Origin of the sequence: Serinicoccus sediminis, from assembly GCF_004153545.1 — a bacterium.
GTDB classification, from domain to species: domain Bacteria; phylum Actinomycetota; class Actinomycetes; order Actinomycetales; family Dermatophilaceae; genus Ornithinicoccus; species Ornithinicoccus sediminis_A.
Window position 1 is genome coordinate 1 of record NZ_SDVA01000027.1, and the last position, 26,705, is coordinate 26,705.

Genomic DNA, 26,705 nt, shown 5'->3' on the forward strand with positions numbered 1-26,705 from the left:
TCGCGGGTGGAGGAGCTCGAGGGCGAGGTCGCCGGCCATACCTCCCGCAGTGCCGACGACGAGGTCTCCGAGCGGGTGCAGCGCGAGCAGCACCAGGTCGACCTCATCCGCGCCGAGCGCCGCGAGCCCGTCACCGAGCCCCCGGAGGGCCCGCCCCGGCCCGCCCGGCCCACGGCCGCCGCCCGCGAGGCCGACCACCGGGCCGCGGCCGCCGCGGCCGCCGCCCCGGCACCGGCGACACCGGCCCCGATCGCGCGGTCGTAGGTCGACCGGGCGGCTGCGGAGACCGGCTCGTCCGCGCGGGCGGCGTTGAGGTCGGCGCGGAACGCCGCGGCGTCCTGGTAGCGCTCCTCCGGCTTCTTCTCCAGCGCGTGCAGGGTGATGGCGTCCAGGGCCTCGGGGAGCCGCGCCGCGTGGGTCGAGGGCGCCTTGGGCGGCTCACCCAGGTGCTGGTAGACCAGCGAGACGGGGTCGCCCTGGAAGGGCGTGCGCCCGGTGAGCAGCTCGTAGAGCAGGCACCCGACGGAGTAGAGGTCGGAGCGGCCGTCGACGTCCAGGCCCTGGGCCTGCTCCGGGGAGAGGTAGCGCGCGGTGCCCATGACGGCCTGCGTCTGGGTCATCGTCGCCGCGGTGTCGGCGATGGCCCGGGCGATGCCGAAGTCCATGACCTTGACGGCGCCGCCGTCGGTGACCATGACGTTGGCGGGCTTGATGTCCCGGTGGACCAGGCCGCGCTCGTGGGCGTACTCCAGCGCGGCGAGGACCGCGGCGGTGATGCGGGCCGCCTCGTCGGGGTCCAGGGTGCGCCGCTCGTTGAGCAGCTCGCGCAGCGTCCGGCCCTCGACGAGCTCCATGACGATGTAGGGCACCTGCACCGTCGCGCCCCCGGACTCGGTCACCGCCTCCTCACCGGAGTCGAAGACCCCCACGATGGAGGGGTGGGACAGGCCGGCGGCCGACTGCGCCTCACGCCGGAAGCGCGCGAGGAAGGAGGAGTCCCGCGCCAGGTCGGTGCGGAGCACCTTGATGGCGACCGGCCGCCCGAGCCGCAGGTCGTGGCCGACGTGCACGTCCGCCATACCGCCGCGGCCGATGAGGTCCCCCAGCTCGTACCGTCCCCCCAGCACCCGGTCGGGAGCCGGCGAGCCGTCCGGGCGCGCCGTGGCCTCGGTGGGGTCCTCGCTCATCGTTGCACTCCTGCGTCGAGCATGGCCCGGGCGATCGGGGCGGCGACCTGGCCGCCGGTCTCCCCGGCCCAGTTGTCGGTGGCCGACTCGACGATGACCGCGACGGCGATCTGCGGGTCGTCGGCGGGCGCGAACCCGGTGAACCAGGCGTGCGCGGCGCCGCTGTCGCCGAACTCGGCGGTGCCGGTCTTGCCCGCCACCGGCACGTCCGGCAGGGCGGCGGCCTGGCCCGACCCCTGCTGCACGACGAGCTCCATCATGTCGGTGAGCTCGTCCGCGGTCTGGCCGGAGACCGCCCGTGCACGGGTGCGCGGCTCGGCGGACTCGATGACCTCCAGGTCGGAGTTGCGCACCTCCTCCACGAGGTATGGCGTCATCACCACGCCCTCGTTGGCGATCGCCGCCGAGATCATCGCCACCTGCATCGGCGTCTCCCGGACCTCGAACTGGCCGATGCCGGTCAGCGCCAGCTGGGCGTCGTCGAGCTCGTCCGGGTAGATCGAAGGAGTGACGCTCATCGGGACCTCGAGCGGTTCACCGAACCCGAAGGCCTCGGCCTGCTCCCGGATGGCGTCGTCGCCCAGCTCCCCGGCCAGCCAGGCGAAGGAGGTGTTGCAGGAGACCTGGACCGACTCGGCGAGGGTCGGGCGGTCCTCCGGATCGCAGGCGGCGCCGCCGAAGTTGGGCAACGTGGTCTCCGTGCCGGGCAGGGTGTAGGTCAGGCCGCCCTCCAGCTCGGTGTCCGGCTCGTACTCCCCCGACTCCAGCGCCGCCGCGGCGAGCACGAGCTTGAAGGTCGAGCCGGGCGGGTAGAGGTCGCCCCCGATGGCCCGGTTGGTCAACGGGGAGGCCGGGTCCTCGACGAGCGCGGTGTAGGCCTCGTCGACCGCGCTGAGCCGGTGGCTGGAGAGCGCGTTGGGGTCGAAACCGGGACGGCTGACCATGGCCAGGATCTCTCCGGTGCGCGGGTCCAGGGCCACCGCGGCCCCGCGGCGCTCGCCGAGGGCCTCCACCGCCGCCGCCTGGACGGCGGGGTCGATGGTGAGCTCCAGGCTGGCCCCCGAGGCGGGCTTGCCGGTGACGACGTCGGACAGCCGCTGGTAGAAGAGGCTGTCGTCGGTGCCGGCGAGCAGCGAGTCCTCCGCGCGCTCCAGGCCCAGCCCCGCGCCGTAGGTGAAGGAGTAGTAGCCGGTGACGTGGGCGTACCGGGACGGCTGCTGGTAGCGGCGCAGCCACTCCAGCTCGTCGTCGGTCGGCTCCGAGGAGGCGATGGGGGTGCCGTCGACGAGGATGGCCCCGCGGTCGCGGCTGTAGTTCTCGATGAGGGTGCGCCGGTTGCCGGCGCGATCGCGCAGGTCGTCGGCCTGCACGAACTGGATCCACGTGGTCGACAGCAGCAGCGCGGTGAACATCGCGAAGACGACGAGCGCGAGCCGACGGACAGGGGTGTTCATCGCAGGGCCTCCGCCCGCTCGGCGGCGTCGATGCTGGGGTCCTGGCGGCGCTCGGAGATCGGGCGCCGGGCGGCGTCGCTGATCCGCAGCAGGAGCGCCACGATGATCCAGTTGGCCAGCAGCGACGAACCGCCGGCGGACAGGAACGGCGTGGTGAGACCGGTCAGCGGGATGACCCGGGTGATGCCGCCGACGATGACGAAGACCTGCAGCGCCACGGTGAAGGACAGCCCGACGGCCAGCAGCTTGCCGAAGCCGTCACGCGACCCGATCGCGGTGCGCAGCCCACGCTCCACGAGCAGGGCATACAGCATGAGGAGGGCGAACAGCCCCACCATCCCGAGCTCCTCCCCGAAGCTGGCGACGATGTAGTCGCTGTTGGCGTAGTAGGTGATGTAGGGGTAGCCGTTGCCGAGGCCGGCGCCGAAGATGCCGCCGTGGGCCAGGCCCATCAGCCCCTTGGCCACCTGGTCGGACTGGTCGGGGGCGAACGGGTCCAGCCACAGGGTGACCCGGCTCTGCACGTGGCTGAACAGCCGCCAGGCCAGCACGGCGCCGGAGGCGAAGAGGGTGAGGCCGATGACGATCCAGCTGGTGCGCTCGGTCGCGACGTAGAGCATGGCGACGAAGAGCCCGAAGAAGAGCAGCGAGGAGCCGAGGTCGCGCTGCAGCACGAGGATGAGCACCGAGAGGGACCAGGCGACGAGGATCGGCCCGAGGTCGCGGGCCCGCGGGAACTGCAGGCCGAGGACGCGCCGTCCGACCAGCGACAGGGCGTCCCGGGTGGAGACGAGGTAGCCGGCGAAGAAGACGGCCACCGCGATCTTGGCCAGCTCGCCCGGCTGGAAGCTGAACGGCCCGATGCGGATCCACAGCCGCGAGCCGTTCACCGTCTCCCCGATGACCGGCAGCATCGGCAGCAGCAGCAGGACGAAGCCGAGGGCCATGGCGATGTAGGTGTAGCGGCGCAGCACCCGGTGGTCGCGCAGCAGCACCAGCACGACCGCGGCCATCGCCATGGCCAGCCCGGTCCAGATGAGCTGCCGGCTCGCCACCCCGGAGGTCCCGAGCTGGCCGGGCACGAGGTCGATGCGGTGGATCATCACCAGGCCCAGCCCGTTGAGCAGCGTCGCCAGCGGGAGGAGGAGGGGGTCGGCATACCGGGCGCGCAGGCGCAGGACGAGGTGCAGCCCACCGGCGAGGGCGGCGAAGACGGCGACGTGCCACCAGACGTGGGTGGGCAGCTCGCCGACGACGGTGAGGTTGACGGCGACGTAGGCCAGGGCGACGATCCCGACCGCGAGCACGAGCAGCAGCAGCTCGATGGTCCGACCGCTGCGGACCGTGAGGCTGGTGACGGTCGAGGGGGTGGGGCTGGTGGCGGTCACGGGCATCCCTCCGGCCAGACGACCGTCGCCGTCGGGCGCGCGTCGTCGGCGCCGGTCGGTGCGACGTCCGAGGTGTCTCCGGCCGATCCGCCCAGGGCGCCGCTACCGGCCGCGAGGGAGTCGCGCAGCAGGTCGTCCAGGGGGGAGCCGGGACCCGGCTCGGCACGACCGGCGGTGGCCTCGGCGAGGCTGTCGGCGGTGGTCGTCGCCATGTCGTCCGGGACCTGCGTGGTGGTGGACCCGTCGGGCAGCAGGACGGTGGGCACGCAGGCCGCCGGGGTCAGCGCACGGAGGTCGGCGACGATGCGGTCGGCGCCCTCGCGTCCGTCCGCGGACAGGGTGTCCTGCACCCGCGTCCGGTAGTAGTCGGGCAGGTCCTCGACGAGCACCTCGGTCTGCTCCTCGGCGGTGGACAGGCGCAGCGGCCCGACGTCCTGGGAGATGCCGCGGTAGATCGTCACCCTCCCGTCCTGCTCGCCGACGAAGTACTGCTGCTGGCTCCACGTCCAGGCCGCCCAGCCGCCGGCGACGAGCACCACGGCGACCGCGACCCCGATCCCGACGCGACGCAGCCAGCGGACCCAGGGGCGGGACTGCTCCTCGGCGAGGACCGGCGCCTCGGCGATCTCCGAGGTGCCCGCGGCCTCCCGGGACAGCGCCGCCGCCTTCTCGGCGGGGCTGAGGTGGCTCAGGGGTCGGGTGCCCCGGCGCTCGCTGGCGGCCCCCACCACCTGCGGCTTGCTCGTGCCCTCGCCGGGCGACACGGCGTCGGCGACGATGACGCTCACGTTGTCGCGGGTGGAGGCGCGCAGCGCGGTGTGCACCAGCGCGTCCGCGACCTGGCCCGGGGTCCGGCCGGGCTCGGCGAGGATCTCGGTGACGACCTCGGTGGAGACGTAGTCGGTGAGCCCGTCGCTGCACAGCAGCACGCGGTCCCCCTCGCGCAGCTCGCGCAGCGACAGGTCGGGGTGGTCCTCCGGGCGGCCGGTGAAGACCCGGGTCACGAGGGAGCGCTGCGGGTGGTGCTGCGCCTCCTCCTGGCTGATCCGGCCCTCGTCCAGCAGCTTCTGAACGAAGGAGTGGTCGGTGGTGATCTGCGTGAGCCGGCCCGCACGCAGGAGGTAGGCCCGGGAGTCGCCGATGTTGGCGACCGCCAGCTTGCTGTCGACCCGGAGCATGGCGATGCACGTGGTGCCCATGCCGTCGGAGTCGGGGTAGACCTCCATCACGTCGGCGAGCCGGTTGTTGGCCTCCTCCAGCGCGTGCTCCAGGATGTCGAGGGCGTCGTCCGCGCCGTGCGACTCGCCGTCGAGGTGCACGAGCTCGCCCACCACGAGGGAGGACGCGACGTCGCCCGCGGCGTGCCCACCCATCCCGTCGCAGAGCACCAGCAGCTCGGGACCGGCATACGCGGAGTCCTCGTTGCGGGACTTGCTGCCGAGACCGATGTTGGTGCGCGCGGCGTAGCGCAGGGCGACGGCCATGTTCAACGACGCAGCTCGAGGACGGTCTGGCCGATCCGGATCTGCGCGCCCGGGTCCAGCCGCGCCCCGGTCGCGATGCGCTGGCCGTTGACCTCGGTGCCGTTGGTGGAGCCGAGGTCGTCGGCGTACCACGCGTCGGCTCCGGGGTAGATCCGCAGGTGGCGGCCGGAGGCGTAGTCGTCGGTGAGGACGAGCGAGCACTCCGGGTTGCGGCCGACCAGGACCCCGGCGTCGTGCAGCGGCACCGAGGTGCCGCGCAGCCGTCCCTCGGTGACGACGAGGTGGGTGGGGGTGTTGCGTCGCTGCTTGCGGTCCGAGCGCGACTCCGGCTTGCGGGTCGGCCCGGCGTTGCGGGTGAGGACCCGGGTGCCGTAGAGGTCTCCGCGCAGCGCGCCGACCACGGCGACGACGAACGCCCAGAGCAGCACGACCACGCCGAGCCGGAGCAGGTTGAGGGTCAGCTCACCCATCAACCCTCCAGCTGGACCGTGATGTGCGTGCGTCCCAGGGTGATGCGGTCGCCGGAGCGCAACTCCTCGCTGCCGACCTGCTCGCCGTTGAGGTAGGTGCCGTTGGTGGAGTTGAGGTCGCGCAGGATGACCTGCAGGTGCGGCCCGTCGTGGCTGATCCGGATCTCGGCGTGCCGTCGGGAGGCGCCCGGGTCGTCGACGACGAGGGTGCAGTCCTCACCGCGACCGAGGGTGGTCACGGCGGTCGTCAGCGGCACGTGCCGCCCGTCGATCGTCAGCGAGGGCCCGGAGCGGCGACGCTGGCGGGGGCGCTCCTCGGTGGGGCGGCGGTATGCCGACCGCTCGTAGGCGTCGGCGTCCCGGTCGTGGTCACGGGGGTCCGGCGCGGACCGACGGGCGTCCGCCTCCCGCCGCTCGCGCTCCTCGGCCTCGCGTCGCCGACGCTCCTCCCCCTCCCGGCGCTCGTCGCGCTCCTGCTGGGCCCGGGCGAACTCGCGGGCCCCCCCGCGCTGGCCCTGACGGCCGTCCTTGGCCGTCGGGCGGACCCGGAAGATGCCGGTCTCGAGCTCCTCGCCGGAGACGAGGCGGACCTCGAACGGGCCGGGAGCGACATACCGCTGGGCGTCGGCGTGGTCCTCGGCGGCGGCGACGAGCTCGTCGGTCAGGGCGTGCTCGTAGGACGCCAGCCGCTCGTAGTCGGACTCGGCCAGCTCGACGGTGAAGACGTTGGGGACCATGGTGCGGCCGGGGCCGAGCACGGCCGCCCGGTCGTCCATGGCGCCGCGCATGGCGGAGGCGATCTCGACCGGCTGCACCTCGGCCTTGAAGACCTTGGCGAAGGGCTGCTTGACGGCTCGCTCGAGACCACGCTCGAGCCTGTCGAACACACCCACGTCCTGCTCCTCGGTCTCGTCACGGCACTGGCTGGCGCCTCGATGGTATCTGCCGCGGGTGGGAGGAGCCTGGAGGCTGGGGGGTGCGGGGACGTGCGCGGTTCCTGTCCTGCGGGGTCGCGGTGGCCTCGGCGATTGGGGGCGCACGTGCCCCCCGTGCTAATCTTGCTCGGCACTCGCGCGAGTGGCGGAATAGGCAGACGCGCACGGTTCAGGTCCGTGTGCCCGCAAGGGCGTGGGGGTTCAACTCCCCCCTCGCGCACACCGGAAGAGCCCCAGTGATCCACGATCACTGGGGCTCTTCGCTGTCCTGGGTGCAGCACGTCCGGTCCTGAGCCCTGGTCCCAGGAGTCACAGCAGTCGCAGGGTGCGGGGACATGTCCGGACCACGGCGTCATATCCCCGTCCTCCGGGAACGTCCCCGCAAGGTGGGGCTCCCTGGGCTCGTGGGGCTTGTGCGACCGGCCTCACCGTCACGACGGGCACCGGGCTCGGGCAGCCGGCCGACCCTGTCGGGCGTCAGGCCTCGTGCGTCACGACGCCGCCCTGGAGCACCATCCGCAGCTGGGCCGCGGGGTCGGCCAGCACCTGGGCGTCCTCCAGGGGGTTGCTGCGCCACAGCGCCAGGTCGGCGGTCGCGCCCTCCGCCACGGTGCCCAGCGTCCCCGGCCGGCCCAGCAGGTCGGCCCCCACGAGCGTGGCCGAGCGCAGGATGTCCTGCGGCTGCTGGACCTGGGCGCGGATGGCGAACTCCTGGCTCTGGTGGCGGTGCATGGCACCCAGCAGGTCGGTGCCGAGGGCGATCTTGACCCCGCCCGTGGTCGCCAGGTCCAGCGCGTGCAGCCCGGCCTCCAGCACGTCGCCGACCTTGGCCTGGCTGGCCTCGGGCAGCCCGGCCTCGGCGCCCTCCTTGCTCAGGTAGTCGTAGGTCACGAGGGTGGGGACGAGGAAGGCGTCGTGCTCGCGGAACAGCTCGACGCTCGAGGCGTCGATGAGGTTGCCGTGCTCGATGCACCGCAGGCCCAGCTGCAGCCCGCGGTTGACGGCGCGCGCGGTGTAGGCGTGCCCGGTGACGTAGCGGTTGGCGTTGGACGCCTCCTCGACGACGGCCTCGATCTCGTCCACGGAGAACTGCAGCGAGTCGACCCGGTCGGTCGGGGAGGCCACGCCCCCGGAGAGCATGATCTTGACGTGGTCGGCGCCGGTGCGCAGCTGGTTGCGGGCAGCCCGGCGGACCTCGTCGACCCCGTCGCAGAGGGTGCCGATGTTGGGGCAGCAGACGTGGTTGTCGACGACCTGGCGGCCGGCGCTGCGCAGGTCCGCGTGCCCGCCGCTGGGCGACAGCGCCTTGCCGCCGAAGAAGACGGTGGGCCCGGCCCACAGACCGTCCGCGACCGCGGCTGCCACGCCGTGGTCCGCGCCACCGACGTCGCGCACCGAGGTGAAGCCGCGCTCGAGCATCCCCCGCAGGATGCCCTGGGTCTGGGCCGCGACGTAGAAGGGGGAGAACTCCGCCTGCGCCGCGAGGTCGGCCGTCCCGGCGGTGACGTGGACGTGCGCGTCGATGAGGCCGGGGCTGACGAACAGGCCCGTGGCGTCGATGGTCGTGGCCGACCGGGGCGTCGTGACCTCGGTCCCCACCTCCGTGACGACCCCGTCGTTGATGACGACGTCGGCGCGGACGCTCTCCCCGGACGCCACGTCGCAGACGGTGCCCCCCTGCAGGACGACGGTATGCGTTTCCACTCCTGGTCTCCTCTCACGAGCCGGTCCTTCTCACCCTCGCACATCCGGGCAAGGAATGTTGCAGTATGGACCCATGACGGGGACCGAGCTGCCAGCCTGGGTGTCGGCACGGCTGGGCGACCGCTCCCCCGGCCGGGGGGTGCGGGAGGTGCTGCGGGCGCTGGGCTCCCACCCGCGGCAGATGTCCTACGCCTCCGTCCAGGACGCCGCCGGCGTCGCCGAGGTCAACCCCGCCACGGTGGTGAGGGCAGCCCAGTTCATCGGGTTCACCGGGTGGCCGCAGCTGCGGGCGGAGGTCCGCTCGCGCTACCTGTCGCTGCTCTCGGCCTCGGAGGTGCTGCAGGAGCACGGGGAGCCGGGCGGCGTCGGCGGTGACGCCGTGCGCCAGGACCTGCACAACCTGCACGACCTGGCCTCGCTCGTCGACGAGGACCAGCTCGCACGGGTGGCCGGCATCATCGCCCGTGCCGCGACCACGCTCGTCGTGGGCTCGGGCAGCTTCGCCGCCCCCGGTCTGCAGCTGGCCCACCTCGCCCAGACCATCGGGCACGACGTGCGGCTGGAGCGCTCGGGCGGCACCACCCTGCTCAACGCCTTCGGCCTGCTGGGCGAGGGGGACGCCCTGATCCTCTTCCACCTCTGGCGCACCCCTGGTGACCTCCTGCGGATCGCCGGCCTCGCGCACGAGCGGGGCGTGCGCCTGGTCGTCATCGGCGACCACGCCCGCCCGGGCATCACCACGCTGGCCGACGAGTTCGTGCTGGTCCCGAGCGAGGGGGCCAGCATGTTCCCCTCGCTGGTGCCCACGATCACCGTCGTGCAGGCCGTCGTCGCCGCCCTCGTGGCCGCCGACCCGCAGGCCGCGAGCAGGGCCGCGGACGCCGCCGACGAGCTCTGGCGGGCCTTCGACCTCTTCCCGACGGACCGCGACGGACTGCTTCCCGAAGTGCAATAGATGTTGCAATCCGGGCCCAGGGACGATTCGATGGGGGGTGCCGCCGGTCCCGGTGGTCCTACCCGCACCGCGAGAGGTCCCTCATGCAGCCCGTGCACGTGACCATCCTGGTCCTCTACCTGGCCCTGATGGTCGGCATCGGCGTCTGGTTCAGCCGGCGCAAGTACACCGCGACCGGGGACGACTTCCTCTTCGCCGGTCGCAGCCTGCCCAAGCCCGTGATGATCGGCACCCTGCTGGCCACCTGGGTCGGGTCCGGGACGATCATCGGCGGGGCGAGCTTCGCCTACACCTACGGTCCGCTGGCCTCCATCTTCTTCATGGCGGGCACCCCCGTGGGCATCGTCGTGCTCTACTTCATCGCCAAACGGGTCCGCCGCTCGGCCGCCCACACCGTGCCCGAGCTGCTCGAGCGCAAGTACGGCGTCGCCGTCCGGATCATCGCGGCCCTCATCACCATCCTCGCCTACATCGGCATCACCGCCTACCAGTTCACCGGCGGCGGCTACATCATCAGCGTCATCACGCCGCTCTCCCCGCAGGGCGGCGCGATCCTCGTGGCGGTCATCATCACCCTGCTGGCCGTGGGCGGGGGCCTGCGCTCGGTGGCCTGGAGCGACTTCGTGTCCGCCATCGTCATCGTGGTGAGCCTGTTCGTCGCGCTGCCGATCATCCTGGGCGGCGACATCGGCGGGTGGGACGCCTACTGGCAGGGGATGCCGGAGACGCATACGACCCTCTCCGGCGGCCTCCCGGCCCTGGCGCTCCTCGGCTACTTCCTGCCGCTCTTCCTGCTCATCCTGGCCGACCAGAACATGTACCAGCGGCTCGGCGCGGCCCGCACCGAGGAGGACGCCAAGCAGGCCACCCGCGGCTTCTTCTTCACCAGCTTCCTCGTCACCGTGCCCGTGGCGCTGCTCGGGTCCGCGGCCGTGGTCCTCATGCCGGACATCCAGCCGGACACCGCCATCCTCTCGCTCGCCGGAGAGGGCTACCTCCCGGTGGTCATCGGCGGTCTGCTGCTGGGCGGGGCGCTGGCGTTCATCATCACCACCGGCTCCTCGTTCCTGCTCTCGGGTGCCGGCAACGTCGTCTACGACGCGGTGCAGCGGATGCTGGGCGTCGAGCTCGACGACAGCGGGCGGCTGCGGGTGCACCGTCTCGCGGTCCTCGGCATCGCGCTCATCGCCTACGTCCTGGGCCGCTTCTTCCCCACCGTGCTGGAGCTGCAGCTCTACTCCTACACCGTCTACGGCGTCGCCCTCGCACCGCCGGTCCTGGCGATCTTCTTCTGGCCGCGGGCGACCAAGTGGGGGGCGATCGCCTCGATGAGCGTCGCCGTCGTGCTCACCATCACCTGGGAGCAGCTGGGCCAGCCCGGCGACGTCAACTCGGTGCTGGTGTCGCTGCCCGCCACCTTGATCACGCTCGTGGTGGTCAGCCTGCTCACCCCCGGGTCCCGGCGCACGGTCGAGGACCAGCCGCTCGAGGCCGCCGAGGGTGAGGTGCGGTGATGCGGCTGCAGGACTACCGCGCGCTGAGCTTCGACGTCTACGGCACGCTCATCGACTGGGAGGCCGGCATCGGGGGCGTGCTCGTGCCCTGGGCGCAGCAGGCGGGGCTGGAGCTCGACCAGGAGTCGCTGCTGCGCGAGTATGCCCGGCACGAGGCCGCCGTGGCGCGGGAGCACCCGCGCGCGCTCTACCCGGAGGTCCTCGCGCAGGCCTTCGCCCGCACCGGGCGGGCGCTGGGCGCCCCGGTGGACGAGGGGTGGCGGCAGCACCTGGGCGGCTCCGTGCCCGACTGGCCCGCCTTCGAGGACTCCGCGGAGGCGCTCGCCTCGCTGGCCGAGCACTTCTCGCTCATCATCCTGTCCAACGTGCACCGGGACGGCTTCGCCGCCAGCAACCGCCGGTTGCACATGACGCCGGCGGCCGTGGTCACGGCGCAGGACGTCGGGGCCTACAAGCCCGCCGACCCGCACTTCCTCGCGCTGGACGCCACGCTGCGCGACCTGGGGGTGGCCCGCGAGGAGCACCTGCACGTCGCGCAGAGCCTCTTCCACGACCACGCGCCCGCGGCCCGGCGCGGGATCGACTCGGTGTGGATCAACCGCCGCCACGCGAGCCCCGGCTGGGGCGCGACGCCCGAGCCGCAGGACCGGTGGAGCTACCTCGCGGAGTACCCGTCCATGGCCGCCTTCGCCGAGGCCGTGCGGGACGACCAGCACATCTGAGCGCCCCGCGGGTGGACCGGCGACCCGCAGCTGTGTGGTCCCCGATACCCCTCACCCGGGCAGGTCGGGCTCACGGTGCTCGCCGAAGCGGTCCCAGTCGCCGAAGGTGATGATCGGGACCCAGTGCGCCGAGACGTCCACCCCGGTGAACTCCTCGACCTTGGCCGCCGGCCGACCCCGGACGGCGGCGTAGGAACGGGCTCGCCCGTCGGGCTGGAAGAGGAAGGACGTGTGCGCCGTGGAACCGCGGAGCGACAGCCACCGGTCCTGGCCGTCCGGGTAGACCGTGACCACGACCTCCCGGAGGAAGAGGCTCCCAGGGCGACCGGCGTCCTCGTCGAAGTGGTACCTCTTCACCCTCGAGCCGAACGCGTCGTAGAACTCGGCCCCCACGTACATCCCGTCCGGGTCGATCAGGAGGGTGTAGTCCGGCACGACGCCCCCGGCGGGGTCGGCGACCTTGCTCACCGAGAAGGACGGACCGTCGGTGAAGCGAGCCCGCGCCTGCTGCTCGGTGATCTCCTGGATCGGTCTGCGCAGGACCCCGTGCCAGCTGCGCCCGTACCGGTAACTCATGTCGTCCTCCACCCTGACGCGGTCGTCCCCCACCATCCCCGCCTCCTCGTCCGCAGACGTGCGGACACGCCAGCAGTATGCCCCCGAGGGGCGCTGGGTTCAGCCGCCCGAGCCGGAGTAGAGCAGGTCCGCGTAGTCGGGGTGCCGGTCGATCCACCCCTTGACGAACGGGCAGATGGGCAGGACCGTGCGGGTGCCCTGGTCCCGGACGTCGTCGAGGGCGTACCGGGCGAGCGCGCTGCCGACCCCCTTGCCCTCCGCCGCCGGCTCGACCTCGGTGTGCGTGAACACGACGAGGATGTCGGTCAGCTGGTACTCCGCGAAGCCCACGAGGTCGCCGTCGAGACGGGCCTCGTACCTCGCCTGGTCGTCGTTGCGGGTCACCTGGACGTCGGCCATACCCCAGCCTCTCGCGCCCGACGCCCGACGTCCACACGGCCGCCGACGACGAGGGCGGGTCGGAGACGGACGACGAGCCGGTATGACGTGCCCCACCGGGGGTAGGGTGCGGCCGAGGTCTCCCCACACCGACGTGCCGCTGGCCATCGGCCACGGCGCCACCAGCTCTCAGCCCAGCACCGTCGCGGCGATGCTGCGGCTGCTCGACGCCCGGCCCGGCCAGCGGGTGCTCGACGTGGGGGCCGGGTCCGGCTGGACGACCGCGCTGCTGGCCCGGCTGGTCGGTGAGACCGGCTCGGTCGTGGGGGTGGAGCTGGAACCCGAGCTCGCCGCCGACGCGTCCGGGAGGGTGCGGGAGGGCGGCTTCTCCTGGGCGCAGGTGCACACCGCGGTGCCAGGTGTGCTGGGGTGGCCGGACGGCGCGCCCTACGACCGCATCCTCGTCTCGGCCATGGCCACCGGGTGGCCGGAGGAGCTCGCCGTCCAGCTGGCCGACGGTGGCCGCCTGCTGGTGCCGCTGGACGGCCGCCACGTGCTGGCCCGGCGCCGCGGGGCACGCGTCCACCGTCAGGCGGCGCCGGGGTGGTACCGCTTCGTCCCGCTGCGGTAGGTCCCGTCCCCGGACCTGGCGGGTGGCGGTCTCGCACCGGGCGGCCCCGCCGGCCGGCGTCCACCATGGCAGCGGCACGGGAGCCCGAGATCCGGCGGTGCGTCGGCCGCGTGTGCTTGCATGGGCCGCATGTCAACGACGACACGGACCCTCCTGGCCGCCACCAGCACCCTCGCCCTGGGTGTCACCCTCGCCGCCAGCCCCACCCAGGCCGCGAGCGCCGACGGCGACTACGTCGCCCTCGGTGACAGCTTCTCCGCCGGGACGGGCACGTTCGCCCGCACCGACTCCTGCTACCGGTCGCCCTTCGGCTACCCCGCCCTCCTCGCGGGCCAGCAGGGCCTCACCCTCGACTACCAGGCGTGCTCGGGCGCCGACACGACGGACGTCCTCACCGACCAGGTCGGCGCGCTCGACGCGGGCACCGACCGGGTCTCGATGACCATCGGCGGCAACGACGTCGGCTTCGCCGACGTGCTGACCGAGTGCGCCCTCCCGGGCTGGATCAGCGACTGCGACGGTGAGATCGACGGCAGCCTGCGGACCCTGCGGACCGTGCTGCCAGGACGCCTGGACCAGGTCTACGGCGAGATCGCCGGCCGGGCCCCGAACGCCGAGGTGGCCGTCGCCGGGTACCCCTACCTCTTCAACGGGCGAGACTGCTCCTGGCTCACCTTCTTCTCCGGCCGGGAGATGGCGCGGCTCAACGCCGGCACCGCGGAGCTGGACCAGCTCATCAGTGCCCGGTCCACCGCTGCGGGCTTCACCTACGTCGAGGTGCGCGACGACTTCGCCGGCCATGCCGTGTGCGACGCGCAGGCGTGGATCAACAACCTGACCTTCCCGGTCGACGAGTCCTTCCACCCGGACCGCGCCGGCAACCGTGCCTACGCCGCGGCGGTCGCCCCGGCGCTGGGACTCGCTGCGGCGCCGGTCCGCAGCCTCGCGCAGCCGCCGGCCCCGCCGGCACCTGAGCCGTCGGTCCGGGCCCAGGCGGCCGTGGTGCTCGACATGGACCTCACCAGCACGGCCCACCTGCGCGAGGCGCGGGCCGCCGGGGTGAACCCCGGCGAGGTCAGGCGGGCGGTCGCCAAGCTGCGCAGCGGCAACGAGCGGGTGGTGCGCGAGGGGCTGGCCGAGCTGCAGGCGCTGGACGCCGAGCACGCGGCCGACCCCGCCTCCCGGGGCTGACCGACAAGCCCGGCGGGCCCGGGGCCTGCCATGCTGGGCGCATGCGCAACGTGCTCGGATCACCGCTGGAGGAGTGCGGGGTGGACCCGGTCACCGGCTTCACCCGCTCCGGGCACTGCGAGGTGACGCCCGCCGACACGGGCGTCCACGGGATCTGCTCGGTCATGACCGAGGAGTTCCTCGCCCACCAGTTCTCGGCGGGCAACGACCTGCTGACGCCGCGGCCGTCCTGGGGCTTCCCCGGCCTCCGGCCCGGGGACCGCTGGTGCGTGGTGGCCCTGCGGTGGCTCCAGGCCCAACAGGACGGCCACGCCGCCCCGGTCGTCCTCGCCGCCACCCACGAGCAGGTGCTCGACGTCGTCCCGATCGACCTGCTGCGACGGTATGCCGTGGACGTCCCGGACGACCTGTCGGGGCTGTGAGGCTCAGTCCTCCGTCGGGGTGGTCTCCCGTGCCCGGTGCGACACCGCCACGAGCATCGCTCCACCCAGCAGGTCGAGCACGCCGATGACGAGCAGCACGATGGTGAGCGCACCCGCGTCCCCCGAGCCGAGTCGTTGGACCCCCAGCACCGTGATGACGATGCCGAGGATGAGGTAGACCCACCCGCGTCGGCGCAGGCTGGTCGGGTCCCGACGGGCGAGATCGGCGGCGGAGGGCCTGACCGGCCCGCCGGCGTCCGCGGGGTCGGAGGCGACAGCCTCACCGTCCGGGTCGTCGGGGCCGGTCGGCGCACCGCTCAGGGTGCCGTCGAAGGTCTGGCCGCTGCGGTGGTCGAAGGCGTCGTACCCGGTCTCCTCGGCCACGATGTCCACCGCCCGGCGGACCTGGGTCTGCACCACGTCGTGGTCGCCGGGTGCCTCGTCGGGCACGCTCACCGAGGCGGACCGGTCGAAGAGCTCCACCTGGAGGCCGGTGTCGACCACGGTGAGCTCGCCGTAGACGTCGCCGCCGGTCTCCTCGGCCACCCAGGTCTCGACGTCCCCGTCGACCACCTCGCGCAGCCGGGCCTCGATCCGGCGGAACGCCTCGACGCCCGTCGCGAGCGCCTGCGGGTCCGCCTCGACGTCGGCGTCCTCGGCGTCGGCGGCCGCCAGCGCCTCCTCCCAGTCCTGCTCGGGGTGACGAGGGCACAACGTGATGTCGTAGCTCATGGGTCCATCTTGCCCTGTCAGCGGCCCGCCCTGGACGGCCGCGTGCTGCTGTCGTGGAATTGGGTCAGGGCGAGCACGTGGAATGCCGGTGAGGTGCCCGTCACGGTGCCCCCTACAAATAGGAGAAAGGCTGCTGCACATACTCTGATCAGGCACGATGCCCTTGTGGTGCCGTGCAGAGGACTTCTATTCTCGAGGCACATTCCCCTTCCGGGACCACGAGGAAAGGACCGAGACCATGGCCACCATGACCGCCATCAGCTCGTGCGCCGCCACCAGCTGCGCCTACAACAAGGACGGCTGCAGCGCCGAGGCCGTCACCATCGCCGACGGGGCGTCCTGCGGCACCTTCGTCGAGCTCGACGTCCGCGGGGGACTCCCCGTCGCCGAGGGCCACGTGGGCGCCTGCCAGCGCCTCGAGTGCGCCCACAACGCGGACCTCATGTGCACCGCCGACGCCATCACGGTCGGCGGCGACACCGCGCGCTGCCTGAGCTACACCGCCAGCTGAGCGAGCTGGTCGACCGCCCGCTCCAGGTCCTCCGGGCAGCGGGCGGTCGTGGGGAACGGGACGAAGACCGTCCTGGTGCCGCCGGCGGTGTCGACCTGGAGCCAGGTGCAGCCGGCTCCGTCGACGTCGGCCAGCACGGTCTGGCCGGCCAGCCCCGACATCGACGCGGGGGTGGGGCGCTGCGGACCCACGATCCCGTCCTGCCGCCCCTCCACGACCGCGTCGACGACGGTGCGGGTGCCCTCGGCGCCGAGCTGCTCGACGGTGTCCCGGCAGAGCCACTCCTGGTCCCGGGTGGGAAAGCAGGGCGGCTCGACGACGTCCGCGAAGCTCAGGGGGGTCACGCCGGCGGGGTCGTGCAGCAGGAGCCGGTCGAGACACAGCAGCGCCACCTGGGCGCCCGCGTCCGCCGACCAGCGCACCTCGGTCGGCAGCAGCCCGAGACCGCTCATCGCCGAGACCTCGTCCTCGTCCATGAGGCGCAGGTGCGCCAGCGCGTGCAGGCTCGCCGTGGAGACCCGCACCCGCGGGTCGGCCGCCTGCTGGTCCAGCCGCAGCCGCACCTCCCGGCACGAGGTGGCCGGGTCGAGCGAACCGGCCGGCAGCGTCAGCACCAGGAGGTCGGCCGCGGTGAGGCCGTGGCTCAGCACCGGGTGGGCGTGGTCAGGGTCTTCCCGGTAGGCGACGACGCCGGCCCGTCCGGCACCGCGCAGGAGTCGCGCCGCCGTGGACCGGGCGGTCGCGTCCCGCATCCGGTCCACCACCGGTGAGGTGGGGTGGGGTGCTGTCATGAAGGTAAGGATAACCTCACCTCTTTAGCGAAAAGCAAGTGCGCGCATACCTTGAGGCCCACCCACCGCCGCGGGTTGGCGGCACCGGACGCGCGGAGGGGCACCACCGGACGCGTGGAGGGACACCACCGGACGCGTGGAGGGGCACCACCGGACGCGCGGAGGGGCACCACCGGACGCGCGGGGTATGCCGTCAGGTCGAGTCGCGGGCGACGACCTCGGTGGGCAGGAGGCGGCCGTCCGGTTCGGCGGGGACGCCGGCGAGCTGGTCCAGCACCAGCTGCGCGGCCGCGGCCCCGAGGTCGCGGGCGGGCTGCCGCACGGTGGTCAGCGCCGGCCGGCACCGCCGCGCCCAGCTGGAGTCGTCGAAGCCGACGAGCGCGACGTCGTCGGGGACCCGACGCCCCGCGGCGCGCAGCGCCTCCAGCGCCCCGGCGGCCACCGCGTCCGAGGTGGCGAAGACCCCGTCGACGTCCGGGGCGCGGTCCAGCAGCTCGCGCATGGCGTCCCGGCCCGCGGCGTACTCGTAGAGCGGCCGCTCCACCACGAGCGCGGGGTCGAAGGCCGCACCCAGCGCCGACCGGAAGCCGGCGAGCCGGTCCGCCCCGGAGTCGCGGTCGAGACCGACCGCGATGATGCCGACCCGCCCCCGTCCGCCGTCGACCAGCAGCCGTGTCACCGCCGCCGCGGCGCCGGCGTTGTCGATGCCGACCCAGGGCATCCGCACCCCGTGCGGCGGCCGGCCCACGAGGGCCGTCGGCAGGGTGGTCCGCTGCATCGCCTCGAGCAGGGCGTCGTGCTCGCGCGCCGAGACGACCACCGCGCCGTCCACGAAGCCGCCGCGCAGGTAGCGCACGACGCGCTCGGTGTCCCGCTCGGAGTCGATGACCAGGCTGACCAGCTGCTGGTCCGCGCTGGAGAGCACCTCGTTGGCCCCCAGCAGGATCGCGCCGATGTTGGGGTCCTCCAGGAAGAGCTCGTGCGGCTCGTGCACCACCAGCCCGACCGCGCCGGACCGGTTCAGCGCCAGGTTGCGCGCCGCGGTGTTGGGCACGTAGCCCACCGTGCGCACGGCCCGCTCGATCGCCTCGCGGGCCCGGTCGGAGACGTACCCCTCCCCGTTCAGCACCCGGCTCACCGTGCCCCGGGACACGCCGGCGGCCGCCGCGACATCGCGGATCGTCACACGTCCGGCAGAGGGGGGCACGACCGCGATCCTACCCAGGGGTTGACAGCGTGGTGCTGGGGCGGGCAGTCTCTGTGCACGGTCACAGAAATGCCCCGCCTCTGCTGGTGGCAGTTCTGTGCACGGTCACAGGCGACCGACCGGGTCGCCCTGCGCGAAGGAGCGACGATGGTCCAGGTCGGCACCCCCCCGGTGTGGTCACGCCGCCGCGTCGACCCCGCCGAGGCTCCCGGGCGCACCCCGTGGCGCACCGACCACCCCCTCCTCGGCTGCGACTACAACCCCGAGCAGTGGCCCCGGGAGGTGTGGCACGAGGACGTCCGGCTCATGCGCGAGGCGGGGGTCGAGCTGGTGGCCGTCAACGTCTTCGGCTGGGCCGAGATCCAGCCGGCCCCCGACCGCCTCGACTTCGACCGCCTCGACGAGGTCCTGGACCTCCTCCACGAGCACGGCATCGGGGTCAACCTCGGCACGGGGACGGCCTCGCCGCCCCCGTGGCTCACCACGGCATACCCCGAGGTGCTGCCGGTCGCCGAGGACGGCACCACCCGCTGGCCGGGTGGCCGGCAGGCGTGGTGCCCCAGCTCGCCCGTCTTCCGCGAGCTCTCCCTCGCCCTCGTGGACGCGGTCGCCTCCCGCTACGGGCAGCACCCCGGGCTGCGCCTGTGGCACGTGAGCAACGAGCTCGGCGGGCACAACTCGCTGTGCTACTGCGACGTCAGCGCCGAGGCCTTCCGCCGGTGGCTGCGCGCGCGGTACGGCGACGTGGCGGCGCTCAACGAGGCCTGGGGCACCTCGTTCTGGTCCCAGCGCTACGGCTCCTTCGAGGAGGTCCTGCCCCCGCGGCTGACCCTGTCCACCCCCAACCCCGGCCAGGCCCTGGACTTCCACCGCTTCAGCTCCGACGAGCTGCTGGCCCAGCACCGGGCCGAGGCCGCGGCGATCCGCGCCCGCAGCGACGTGCCGGTGACCACCAACCTCATGGTCACCGCGCACCAGCGCGACATGGACTACTGGGACTGGGCGCCGCACCTCGACGTCATCGCCAACGACCACTACCTCGACCACCGGCTGGCCGACCCTGCGGCCGAGCTCGCCTTCTGCGCCGACCTGACCCGCGGCCTCGCGCAGGGTCGGCCGTGGATCCTCATGGAGCACTCCACCGGTGCGGTCAACTGGCAGCCGGTCAACATCGCCAAGCAGCCGGGCGAGCTGCTGCGCAGCTCGGTGGCCCACCTGGCGCGCGGTGCCGACGCACTCTGCTTCTTCCAGTGGCGCGCCTCGCGCCAGGGCGCGGAGAAGTTCCACTCCGCGATGCTCCCGCACGCCGGCACCGGGTCCGCGACCTGGCGCGAGGTGCTCGAGCTCGGGCGGATCCTGCGCGCGCTGCCCGACCTCGCCGGGACGCAGGTCAGCGCTGACGTCGCCCTCGTCTTCTCCTACGAGAACCAGTGGGCGGCCGACGCCCCGAACCGGCCGAGCGAGCTGGTCACGCACCTGCAGCAGGTCCACCAGGCGTATGCCGCGCTGCGCGCCGCGGGGGTCGGTGTCGACGTCGTGCCCCCCGGCGCCCCGCTGGAGGACTACCGGCTCGTCGTGGTGCCGCACCTCTACCTCGTCCGCGACACCGAGGCCGCGGTCCTGCAGGACTACGTCGCCGCTGGCGGCCACGTCCTCGTCACCTTCTTCTCCGGGATCGTCGACGAGGACGACCGGGTCCACCCCGGCGGCTACCCCGGGGCGTTCCGCGACCTGCTCGGTGTCGGCGTCGAGGAGGTGCACCCGCTGCCCGAGGGCGTCACCCTGCGGCTGGCGGGCGGGACCGGTGGCACCGTGCGGCGCTGGACCGAGCAGGTGCGCCTCACCGGGGCGCGGGCCCACCGCCTCCTGGGCGAGGGCCCGCTCGCGGGCCGGCCGGCCGTCACCGTCCACGAGCACGGCGCCGGCCGGGCCTGGTACGCCGCGGCGGACCTCGACCCCGAGGCCCAGCGGGCGCTGGTCGAGGAGGTCCTGGCCGGGGCGGGCGTGCAGCCCGAGCCGGGCGCCGGACCGCTGGTCGAGGTCGTCCGCCGGCACGCCGTCGGCCCGGGCCCGGACTTCCTCTTCGTCCTCAACCACGGTGACCGGACCGTGACGGTGCCGGCCCGGGGGACCGAGGTCTGCACTGGCACCGCCGTCGACCCGACGCTCGAGGTGCCCGCCGGAGCCGTCCGCATCGTCCGACTCGCCGACGAGGAGCCGTCATGAGCCGCCCGTTCCGCCGCCGGGTGCAGCACAAGGGCGCGATCGCGATCTTCATCGGTCCGTTCGCGGCGCTGTTCACCCTGTTCTACCTGCTGCCGGTGGCCTACGCCGTCTGGCAGTCCACCCGCACCGTCGAGAGGTCGGGCACCTTCGGCCCGGCCGAGGAGGTCTTCGGCGGGCTCACGCAGTACCGCGAGGTCATCGCCGACGAGGCCTTCTGGGGCTCGGTCGGCCGGGTGCTGCTCTTCGGTGTCGTCCAGGTGCCGGTCATGCTCGGCGTCGCGCTGCTGCTGGCTCTGCTCCTGGACTCCCCGGTCGTCAAGGGGGCGCGCTTCTTCCGGCTCGCCTTCTTCGCGCCCTACGCCGTGCCCGGTGTCATCGCGGCGATCATGTGGGGCTTCCTCTACTCGCCCAACCTGTCGCCGTTCACCGGCGTCACCCGCGAGGTCGACTTCCTCGGCAGCGGGCTCGTGCTGTGGTCCATCGCCAATGTCGTGACCTGGGTCTACGTCGGCTACAACATGCTCATCATCTACTCCTCGCTGCTCGCGATCCCGGGCGAGGTCTACGAGGCGGCCCTGCTCGACGGGGCGGGGCAGTGGCGGATCGCCTGGTCGGTGAAGATCCCGCTCGTGCTGCCGGCGATCATCCTCACCGGCGTCTTCTCGATCATCGGCACCCTGCAGCTGCTCGCCGAGCCGCAGGTCTTCCGCACCTTCTCGACCGCGGTGACCAGCGACTACACCCCCAACCTGCTCGTCTACACGACGGCCGCCGTGCCCAACCAGCCGCTCGCCGCCGCGTTCTCGGTGGTGCTGGCGCTGGCGACCTTCGTGCTCTCCTTCACCTTCCTCAAGCTGACCCAACGGAGGGCCTTCCAGTGAGCGCGACACCCAGCAGCACGGCATACCGGCAGAGCCCGGTCTCCCGGACGGTGGCGATGCTCGTCCTGGGCGTCTTCACCCTCTACTTCCTCACGCCGATCTGGTGGCTGTTCATCGCGGCGACCAAGGAGCGCGGTGACCTGACGACGACCAACCCGCTGTGGTTCTCCGACGTCAACCTCCTCGAGAACCTCCAGGGCGTCTTCTCCTACGGCGACGGCATCCTGCCGCGCTGGCTGCTGAACTCGGTGCTCTACGCCGGCGTCGGTGCGCTGGTCGCGACATTGCTGGCCGGGATGTGCGGGTATGCGCTCGCGAAGTACGCCTTCCCCGGCCGGGAGGTCATCTTCAACGTCGTCCTCGGCGGGGTGCTCGTGCCGGCGACCGCGCTGGCGCTGCCGCTGTTCCTCATCTTCGCCCAGGTGGGCGGCACCAACACCTTCTGGTCGGTGTTCCTGCCGAGCATCGTCAGCCCGTTCGGCGTCTACCTCGCGCGGATCTACGCCGCGTCGTCGGTGCCCGACGAGCTGCTCGAGGCGGCCCGGCTGGACGGCGCCGGCGAGGTCCGCACCTTCTTCTCGGTGTCGGTGCGGCTCATGGTCCCCGCCCTGGTCACCGTCTACCTCTTCCAGTTCGTGGCGATCTGGAACAACTTCTTCCTGCCCCTCATCATGCTGCGCGACGAGAGCCTCTTCCCGGTGACGCTGGGCCTCTACAACTGGAACACCGTCGTCAACCAGGTCCCCGAGCTGCGCCTCTACGTCCTCACCGGCTCCCTGGTGTCGATCGTGCCGCTCATCGTCGTCTTCCTGCTCCTCCAACGCTTCTGGCGCACCGGTCTGGGCACCGGCTCCCTGAAGTAGCCCACCCACCCCTGAAGAAAGAGTGACACCCATGAAGATCACATCACCACTGCTGGGGGCCGCCTCGGTGGCCCTGCTGCTCACCCTGGCCGCGTGCGGCGGCGACTCCGGCGGCGGGTCCGGCGACGAGGGTGCCGCCGACGGCGGGGGCGAGGCGGCCACCGCGTGCGAGCCCAGCGACGGGGAGGTCACCCTGACCTTCTTCTCCTGGGTGCCCGGCATCGAGGGTGTCGTCGACCTCTGGAACGAGCAGAACCCGGACATCCAGGTCGAGGTGCAGACCGGCCCGAACGGCAACTCGGGCACCTACCAGAACTTCTTCAACCAGCTCGAGGCCGGCAACCCGCCGGACCTCGGTCAGATCGAGTTCGACGCGCTGCCCAACTTCCGGGTGCAGGACGGGCTCACCGACATCGGCGGGTGCGAGGGGGTCATGGAGTCGCAGGAGAAGTTCGTCGACTGGACCTGGAGCCAGGTGCAGCTCGGCGAGGAGAACGCGGTCTACGCGATCCCGCAGGACACCGGCCCGATGGCGATGTTCTACCGCGAGGACCTCTTCACCGAGGCCGGGATCGAGGTGCCCACGACGTGGGAGGAGTATGCCGCCGCCGCCGAGCAGGTGCGCGAGAACGACGGCTACATCACCAACTTCTCGACCAGCGACATCAACCAGTTCGCCGGCTTCGTGTGGCAGGCGGGTGGCTCGTGGTTCGGCAACGAGGGCGACAGCTGGCAGGTCGGGCTCGACAGCGAGGAGTCGGTGCAGGTCGCCGACTACTGGAACGGCCTCATCCAGGACGACCTCGTCTCCACCCTCCCGCCGTGGACCACCGAGTGGGACAACGCCTACAACAGCGGGGACGCCTGGACGTGGGTCTCGGCCGTCTGGGGCGCCAACTCGATCATGTCGGGCGCCCCGGACACCGAGGGCGACTGGCGGGTCGCCCCCATGCCGACCTGGGGAGACGAGCAGGCCGCGGGCAACTGGGGCGGCTCCACCACCGCCGTCTTCAAGGGCAGCGAGCACCCGCACGAGGCCGCGCAGTTCGCGCTCTGGTTGAACACGTCCGAGGAGGCGCACGAGGCGCTCATCGAGGCCGCCAACCTCTACCCGGCCACCACCGAGGGCCAGCAGCTGCCCGCGCTCTCCGAAGGGGTGCCGTTCTACGGCGACCAGAAGATCTACGAGGTCTTCACCGAGGCCGGCGCCACCGTGCCGACCGAGTGGACGTGGGGCCCGACGATGACCCAGGTCTACAACGACGTGTCCGACGGCTTCTCCGCCGCGGCGAGCGGCAACGGCAGCCTCGCCGAGGCGCTGACCTCGACGCAGGAGTCGACGACGAGCGCGCTGGAGAGCCAGGGCATCCCCGTCGGGGAGTGAGCCGGTGGGGGCGGGCCGGCGCCGTTCCGCCCGCCCCCACCGGATCTTCCCGGTCGAGCGGGCCCGCTCCGTGGCACGATCGGCCCATGCACCCAGCGGACAGCCACGACGTCATCCGGGTGCGGGGCGCCCGGGTCAACAACCTGCGCGACGTCGACGTCGACATCCCCAAGCGCCGGCTGACGGTCTTCTCCGGCGTGTCCGGATCCGGCAAGTCCAGCCTGGTCTTCGGCACCGTCGCCGCGGAGAGCCAGCGGCTCATCAACGAGACCTACTCCGCCTTCCTCCAGTCGTTCATGCCGGTGACCGCCCGGCCCGAGGTCGAGGAGCTGGACGGGCTGTCGGCGGCGATCGTCGTCGACCAGGAGCGGCTCGGCGCCAACGCGCGCTCGACCGTGGGCACCGCGACCGACGCCTACGCCCTGCTGCGCATCCTCTTCAGCCGGCTGTCCGAGCCGCACGTCGGGCCGAGCTCGGCCTTCTCCTTCAACCTCGCCAGCGCCAGCGGCAGCGGCCGGGTGGTCGTCGAGAAGGACGGCAAGGCACCCAAGGGGGAGGTCGCGACCTTCGAGTTCATCGGGGGAATGTGCCCGGTGTGCGAGGGGCTCGGCACCCGGGCGGCCATCGACGAGGACGTCGTGGTCGACCGGTCCAGGAGCCTCAACGAGGGCGCCATCCTCGTCCCGGGGTACGGCGTGGGCACCTGGGGCTGGAAGATGTACGGCGACGAGGGGGCGGCGGCCGACGGCAAGCTCGACATGGACAAGAAGCTCGCCGACTACTCCGAGCGCGAGTGGCACTGGCTCATGCACCAGGAGCCGACCAAGGTGAAGTTCGCCGGGATCAACCTCACCTACGAGGGGCTGGTGGTGCGGATCCGACGCACGCTCTTCGGCGACAAGGAGCCGAAGCAGAAGCACATGATCGAGTTCAAGCAGCGGGTCGCCACCACCGGCCCGTGCGCGGAGTGCGGCGGCACCCGGCTCAACGAGGCCGCGCGGACCGCCACGGTGAAGGGCACCACCATCAGCCAGTGCACGGCGATGCAGGTCAGCGATCTCGCGACCTGGGTCCGGGCGGTCGACGACCCCTCGGTGCAGCCGCTGGTCGGGAACCTGGCGGCGATGCTCGACTCGTTCACCGAGATCGGGCTGGGCTACCTCTCCCTGGACCGGGAGGCGGGGACGCTGTCCGGAGGCGAGGCGCAGCGGGTGAAGATGATCCGTCAGCTCGGCAGCGCGCTCACCGACGTCACCTACGTCTTCGACGAGCCGACCGTGGGGCTGCACCCGCACGACATCCGCCGGATGATCGCGCTGCTGACCTCGCTGCGCGACAAGGGCAACACCATCCTCGTCGTCGAGCACAAGCCGGAGGTCATCGAGGCGGCCGACCACGTCATCGACATCGGGCCGGGGGCCGGCGGGGACGGGGGCACGATCACCTTCGAGGGTGACGTGGCGGGGCTGCGCGGGTCGGACACCGTCACCGGCCACTACCTCGACCACCGTATGCCGCTGCGCCCGGCCGCGGAGCTGCGCGCCGGCACCGGGTCGATCGAGATCCGGGGTGCGTCGACGCACAACCTCCAGGACGTGGACGTCGACCTGCCGACGGGCGTGCTCGTCGCCGTCACCGGGGTGGCCGGGTCGGGCAAGAGCTCGCTGGTCCACGGGTCGCTCGGTGGCCGCGAGGACGTGCTCATCGTCGACCAGTCCGCGATCAGGGGCTCGCGCCGGTCGAACCCGGCGACCTACTCCGGGCTGCTCGACCCGATCCGCACGGCCTTCGCCAAGGAGAACGACGTCTCCGCCTCGCTCTTCTCCCCCAACTCCGAGGGCGCCTGCCCGGCCTGCAACGGCCAGGGGGTCATCTACCCCGAGCAGGGGATGCTCGTCGGCGGACCCTCCCGGTGCGAGGTGTGCGGCGGCCAGCGGTTCCGCGAGGACGTCCTCCAGCACACCCTGCACGGGCTGAGCATCGCCGAGGTCTTCGACCTGTCGGTCGCCGGCGCGGCCGAGGTCTTCACCACGGGGAAGGCGAAGGGCATCCTCACCCGGCTGGTCGACGTGGGCCTCGGCTACCTGCGGCTGGGCCAGCCGCTGACGACGCTCTCCGGCGGGGAGCGTCAGCGGCTCAAGCTGGCCTCCCAGCTCGGCGGCAAGGGCACCACCATCGTCCTGGACGAGCCCACGGCCGGCCTGCACCTCGCCGACACCGAGCGCCTCGTGCAGATGCTGCACACCCTGGTCGACCAGGGGCACAGCCTCGTCGTCATCGAGCACAACCTCGCGGTGGTGGCCAACGCCGACTGGGTCGTCGACATCGGTCCCGGTGCGGGGCACGAGGGGGGCCGGGTCGTCTTCGAGGGCACGCCGGCGCAGATGGTCGCGGACGGCGGCACGCTCACCGCCGAGCACCTGCGGGAGTGGGTCGGCGCCTGACCACGCGGGCCGTGCGAGGGCTGCCGACCGACCGGGCGCCGCGTGTGGTGGTCTGTCGACCGACCGGGCGCCGCGTGTGGTGGCCTGTCGACCGACCGGGCGCCGCGTGTGGTTCCTCATCCTCCAGACGGAGCGCATCTCCGGCCCCAGGTGGATGTGCTGCGTCCCGGGGGCGGTGAGGCTGGGGGCATCGGTCATCGACACCTGGGAGGGCACGACCATGCACCGTCGCACCACCACCACCACCACCGCCACCGCCACCACCGCCTGCGCCGCCGCGCTCGCGGTGGGGCTGGCCACGATCCCGGCCGCCACCGTCGCCGCCGCGCCGCACGAGGGCCCGGCCGCGGCGCCGGGAGGGCCACCGGTGGCCGCCGCGGGGGCGGGCACCGGCCCCAACCAGCAGTGGACCGCCCCGCGGCCGCCAGGGCGGCAGCCGCGCCCCCCCCCCCACCACGCCGAGCCGCCCCCCCCCCGCCGCCCCCCCCCCGCCGCCGCCCCCGCCCCCCCGCCCCCCCCGCCCCCCCCCGCCCCCCCCGCCCCCCCCCCCCCCCGCCCCCCCCGCCCCCCCCCCCCGCCCGCCCCCCCCCCCCCCCCCCCCCCCCCCCCCCCCCCCCCCCCCCCCCCCCCCCCCCCCGCCCCCCCCCCCCCCCCC

General features: G+C 73.0%; 24 protein-coding genes and 1 tRNA gene. 13 read left to right on the forward strand and 12 right to left on the reverse strand.

The features are described 5' to 3' along the window. From EUS26_RS16075 to EUS26_RS16100, 6 genes are all read right to left on the reverse strand, one after another. Positions 1-1,187 (reverse strand): protein kinase domain-containing protein (locus EUS26_RS16075; RefSeq protein WP_130014847.1); only part of this gene is annotated, 1,187 nt, incomplete at its 3' end. Further along, positions 1,184-2,641 carry a peptidoglycan D,D-transpeptidase FtsI family protein gene (locus EUS26_RS16080; protein WP_130014848.1) on the reverse strand — a complete coding sequence of 486 codons (1,458 nt, stop codon included), beginning with the start codon at positions 2,639-2,641 and terminating at the stop codon, positions 1,184-1,186. The genes EUS26_RS16080 and EUS26_RS16075, both read right to left, overlap by 4 nt. Further along, entirely contained in the window at positions 2,638-4,035 is a 1,398-nt protein-coding gene (locus EUS26_RS16085) for an FtsW/RodA/SpoVE family cell cycle protein (protein ID WP_130014849.1), read from the reverse strand. Before EUS26_RS16085 ends, EUS26_RS16080 begins: the two co-directional genes overlap by 4 nt. Then, positions 4,026-5,513 carry a PP2C family protein-serine/threonine phosphatase gene (locus EUS26_RS16090; RefSeq protein ID WP_130014850.1) on the reverse strand — a complete coding sequence of 496 codons (1,488 nt, stop codon included), beginning with the start codon at positions 5,511-5,513 and terminating at the stop codon, positions 4,026-4,028. The genes EUS26_RS16085 and EUS26_RS16090 overlap by 10 nt, the downstream gene beginning before the upstream one ends. 2 nt (positions 5,514-5,515) lie before the next feature. Next, positions 5,516-5,983, reverse strand: coding sequence for an FHA domain-containing protein FhaB/FipA (locus EUS26_RS16095; RefSeq protein ID WP_130014851.1), 468 nt, complete (start codon positions 5,981-5,983; stop codon positions 5,516-5,518). Continuing rightward, entirely contained in the window at positions 5,983-6,870 is an 888-nt protein-coding gene (locus EUS26_RS16100; protein ID WP_238149036.1) for an FhaA domain-containing protein, read from the reverse strand. The genes EUS26_RS16095 and EUS26_RS16100 overlap by 1 nt, the downstream gene beginning before the upstream one ends. A 184-nt stretch (positions 6,871-7,054) precedes the next feature. Between EUS26_RS16100 and EUS26_RS16105 the strand changes: the two genes are divergently transcribed. After that, positions 7,055-7,138, forward strand: a tRNA-Leu gene (locus EUS26_RS16105). A 257-nt stretch (positions 7,139-7,395) separates the two neighbouring features. Here EUS26_RS16105 and EUS26_RS16110 read toward each other — a convergent pair. Further along, positions 7,396-8,622 carry a metal-dependent hydrolase family protein gene (locus EUS26_RS16110; protein ID WP_130014853.1) on the reverse strand — a complete coding sequence of 409 codons (1,227 nt, stop codon included), beginning with the start codon at positions 8,620-8,622 and terminating at the stop codon, positions 7,396-7,398. 73 nt (positions 8,623-8,695) lie between these two features. On the opposite strand from EUS26_RS16110, the gene EUS26_RS16115 reads away from it, so the two are divergent. From EUS26_RS16115 to EUS26_RS16125, 3 genes are all read left to right on the forward strand, one after another. Then, entirely contained in the window at positions 8,696-9,577 is an 882-nt protein-coding gene (locus EUS26_RS16115; protein WP_165368656.1) for a MurR/RpiR family transcriptional regulator, read from the forward strand. Between the two features lie 83 nt (positions 9,578-9,660). Beyond that, positions 9,661-11,091, forward strand: coding sequence for a sodium:solute symporter family protein (locus tag EUS26_RS16120; RefSeq protein ID WP_130014855.1), 1,431 nt, complete (start codon positions 9,661-9,663; stop codon positions 11,089-11,091). Next, a complete protein-coding gene (locus EUS26_RS16125) occupies positions 11,091-11,813 on the forward strand; it encodes an HAD-IA family hydrolase (RefSeq protein WP_130014868.1) in 723 nt (240 codons plus the stop codon). Before EUS26_RS16120 ends, EUS26_RS16125 begins: the two co-directional genes overlap by 1 nt. A 51-nt stretch (positions 11,814-11,864) precedes the next feature. On the opposite strand, the gene EUS26_RS16130 is transcribed toward EUS26_RS16125, so the two are convergent. Together EUS26_RS16130 and EUS26_RS16135 are read right to left on the reverse strand one after the other, a co-directional pair. Continuing rightward, entirely contained in the window at positions 11,865-12,389 is a 525-nt protein-coding gene (locus EUS26_RS16130) for a hypothetical protein (protein WP_130014856.1), read from the reverse strand. A gap of 99 nt (positions 12,390-12,488) precedes the next feature. After that, positions 12,489-12,788, reverse strand: coding sequence for a GNAT family N-acetyltransferase (locus EUS26_RS16135; RefSeq protein ID WP_130014857.1), 300 nt, complete (start codon positions 12,786-12,788; stop codon positions 12,489-12,491). Between the two features lie 82 nt (positions 12,789-12,870). On the opposite strand from EUS26_RS16135, the gene EUS26_RS16140 reads away from it, so the two are divergent. From EUS26_RS16140 to EUS26_RS16150, 3 genes are all read left to right on the forward strand, one after another. Beyond that, entirely contained in the window at positions 12,871-13,398 is a 528-nt protein-coding gene (locus EUS26_RS16140; protein WP_130014858.1) for a protein-L-isoaspartate O-methyltransferase family protein, read from the forward strand. A 129-nt stretch (positions 13,399-13,527) separates the two neighbouring features. Continuing rightward, positions 13,528-14,589, forward strand: coding sequence for an SGNH/GDSL hydrolase family protein (locus EUS26_RS16145; protein WP_130014859.1), 1,062 nt, complete (start codon positions 13,528-13,530; stop codon positions 14,587-14,589). Positions 14,590-14,630: 41 nt separating this feature from the next. Continuing rightward, positions 14,631-15,011 carry a DUF2237 family protein gene (locus tag EUS26_RS16150; protein ID WP_130014860.1) on the forward strand — a complete coding sequence of 127 codons (381 nt, stop codon included), beginning with the start codon at positions 14,631-14,633 and terminating at the stop codon, positions 15,009-15,011. 3 nt (positions 15,012-15,014) lie between these two features. Here EUS26_RS16150 and EUS26_RS16155 read toward each other — a convergent pair whose 3' ends face one another. Further along, a complete protein-coding gene (locus tag EUS26_RS16155; RefSeq protein ID WP_130014861.1) occupies positions 15,015-15,743 on the reverse strand; it encodes a hypothetical protein in 729 nt (242 codons plus the stop codon). 238 nt (positions 15,744-15,981) lie between these two features. Between EUS26_RS16155 and EUS26_RS16160 the strand changes: the two genes are divergently transcribed. Then, positions 15,982-16,254, forward strand: coding sequence for a DUF1540 domain-containing protein (locus EUS26_RS16160; protein WP_130014862.1), 273 nt, complete (start codon positions 15,982-15,984; stop codon positions 16,252-16,254). Here EUS26_RS16160 and EUS26_RS16165 read toward each other — a convergent pair. Further along, a complete protein-coding gene (locus EUS26_RS16165; protein WP_130014863.1) occupies positions 16,239-17,045 on the reverse strand; it encodes a hypothetical protein in 807 nt (268 codons plus the stop codon). The genes EUS26_RS16160 and EUS26_RS16165 overlap by 16 nt on opposite strands. Positions 17,046-17,238: 193 nt before the next feature. Further along, complete coding sequence (locus EUS26_RS16170) at positions 17,239-18,252, reverse strand: LacI family DNA-binding transcriptional regulator (protein WP_130014864.1); 1,014 nt, start codon at positions 18,250-18,252, stop codon at positions 17,239-17,241. 69 nt (positions 18,253-18,321) lie between these two features. Between EUS26_RS16170 and EUS26_RS16175 the strand changes: the two genes are divergently transcribed. The 5 genes from EUS26_RS16175 to EUS26_RS16195 all read left to right on the forward strand — a co-directional run bounded on the left by EUS26_RS16175 (position 18,322) and on the right by EUS26_RS16195 (position 26,050). Next, complete coding sequence (locus EUS26_RS16175) at positions 18,322-20,478, forward strand: beta-galactosidase (protein ID WP_238149037.1); 2,157 nt, start codon at positions 18,322-18,324, stop codon at positions 20,476-20,478. Then, positions 20,475-21,359: a carbohydrate ABC transporter permease gene (locus tag EUS26_RS16180; RefSeq protein WP_130014865.1), complete on the forward strand. Its 885-nt coding sequence runs from the start codon at positions 20,475-20,477 to the stop codon at positions 21,357-21,359. The genes EUS26_RS16175 and EUS26_RS16180 overlap by 4 nt, the downstream gene beginning before the upstream one ends. Positions 21,360-21,415: 56 nt before the next feature. Further along, positions 21,416-22,222, forward strand: coding sequence for a carbohydrate ABC transporter permease (locus EUS26_RS16185; protein WP_130014869.1), 807 nt, complete (start codon positions 21,416-21,418; stop codon positions 22,220-22,222). Positions 22,223-22,253: 31 nt separating this feature from the next. Then, positions 22,254-23,606 carry an ABC transporter substrate-binding protein gene (locus EUS26_RS16190; RefSeq protein WP_130014866.1) on the forward strand — a complete coding sequence of 451 codons (1,353 nt, stop codon included), beginning with the start codon at positions 22,254-22,256 and terminating at the stop codon, positions 23,604-23,606. Positions 23,607-23,692: 86 nt separating this feature from the next. Beyond that, positions 23,693-26,050: an excinuclease ABC subunit UvrA gene (locus tag EUS26_RS16195; protein ID WP_130014867.1), complete on the forward strand. Its 2,358-nt coding sequence runs from the start codon at positions 23,693-23,695 to the stop codon at positions 26,048-26,050. The last annotated feature ends 655 nt before the right edge of the window (positions 26,051-26,705 follow it).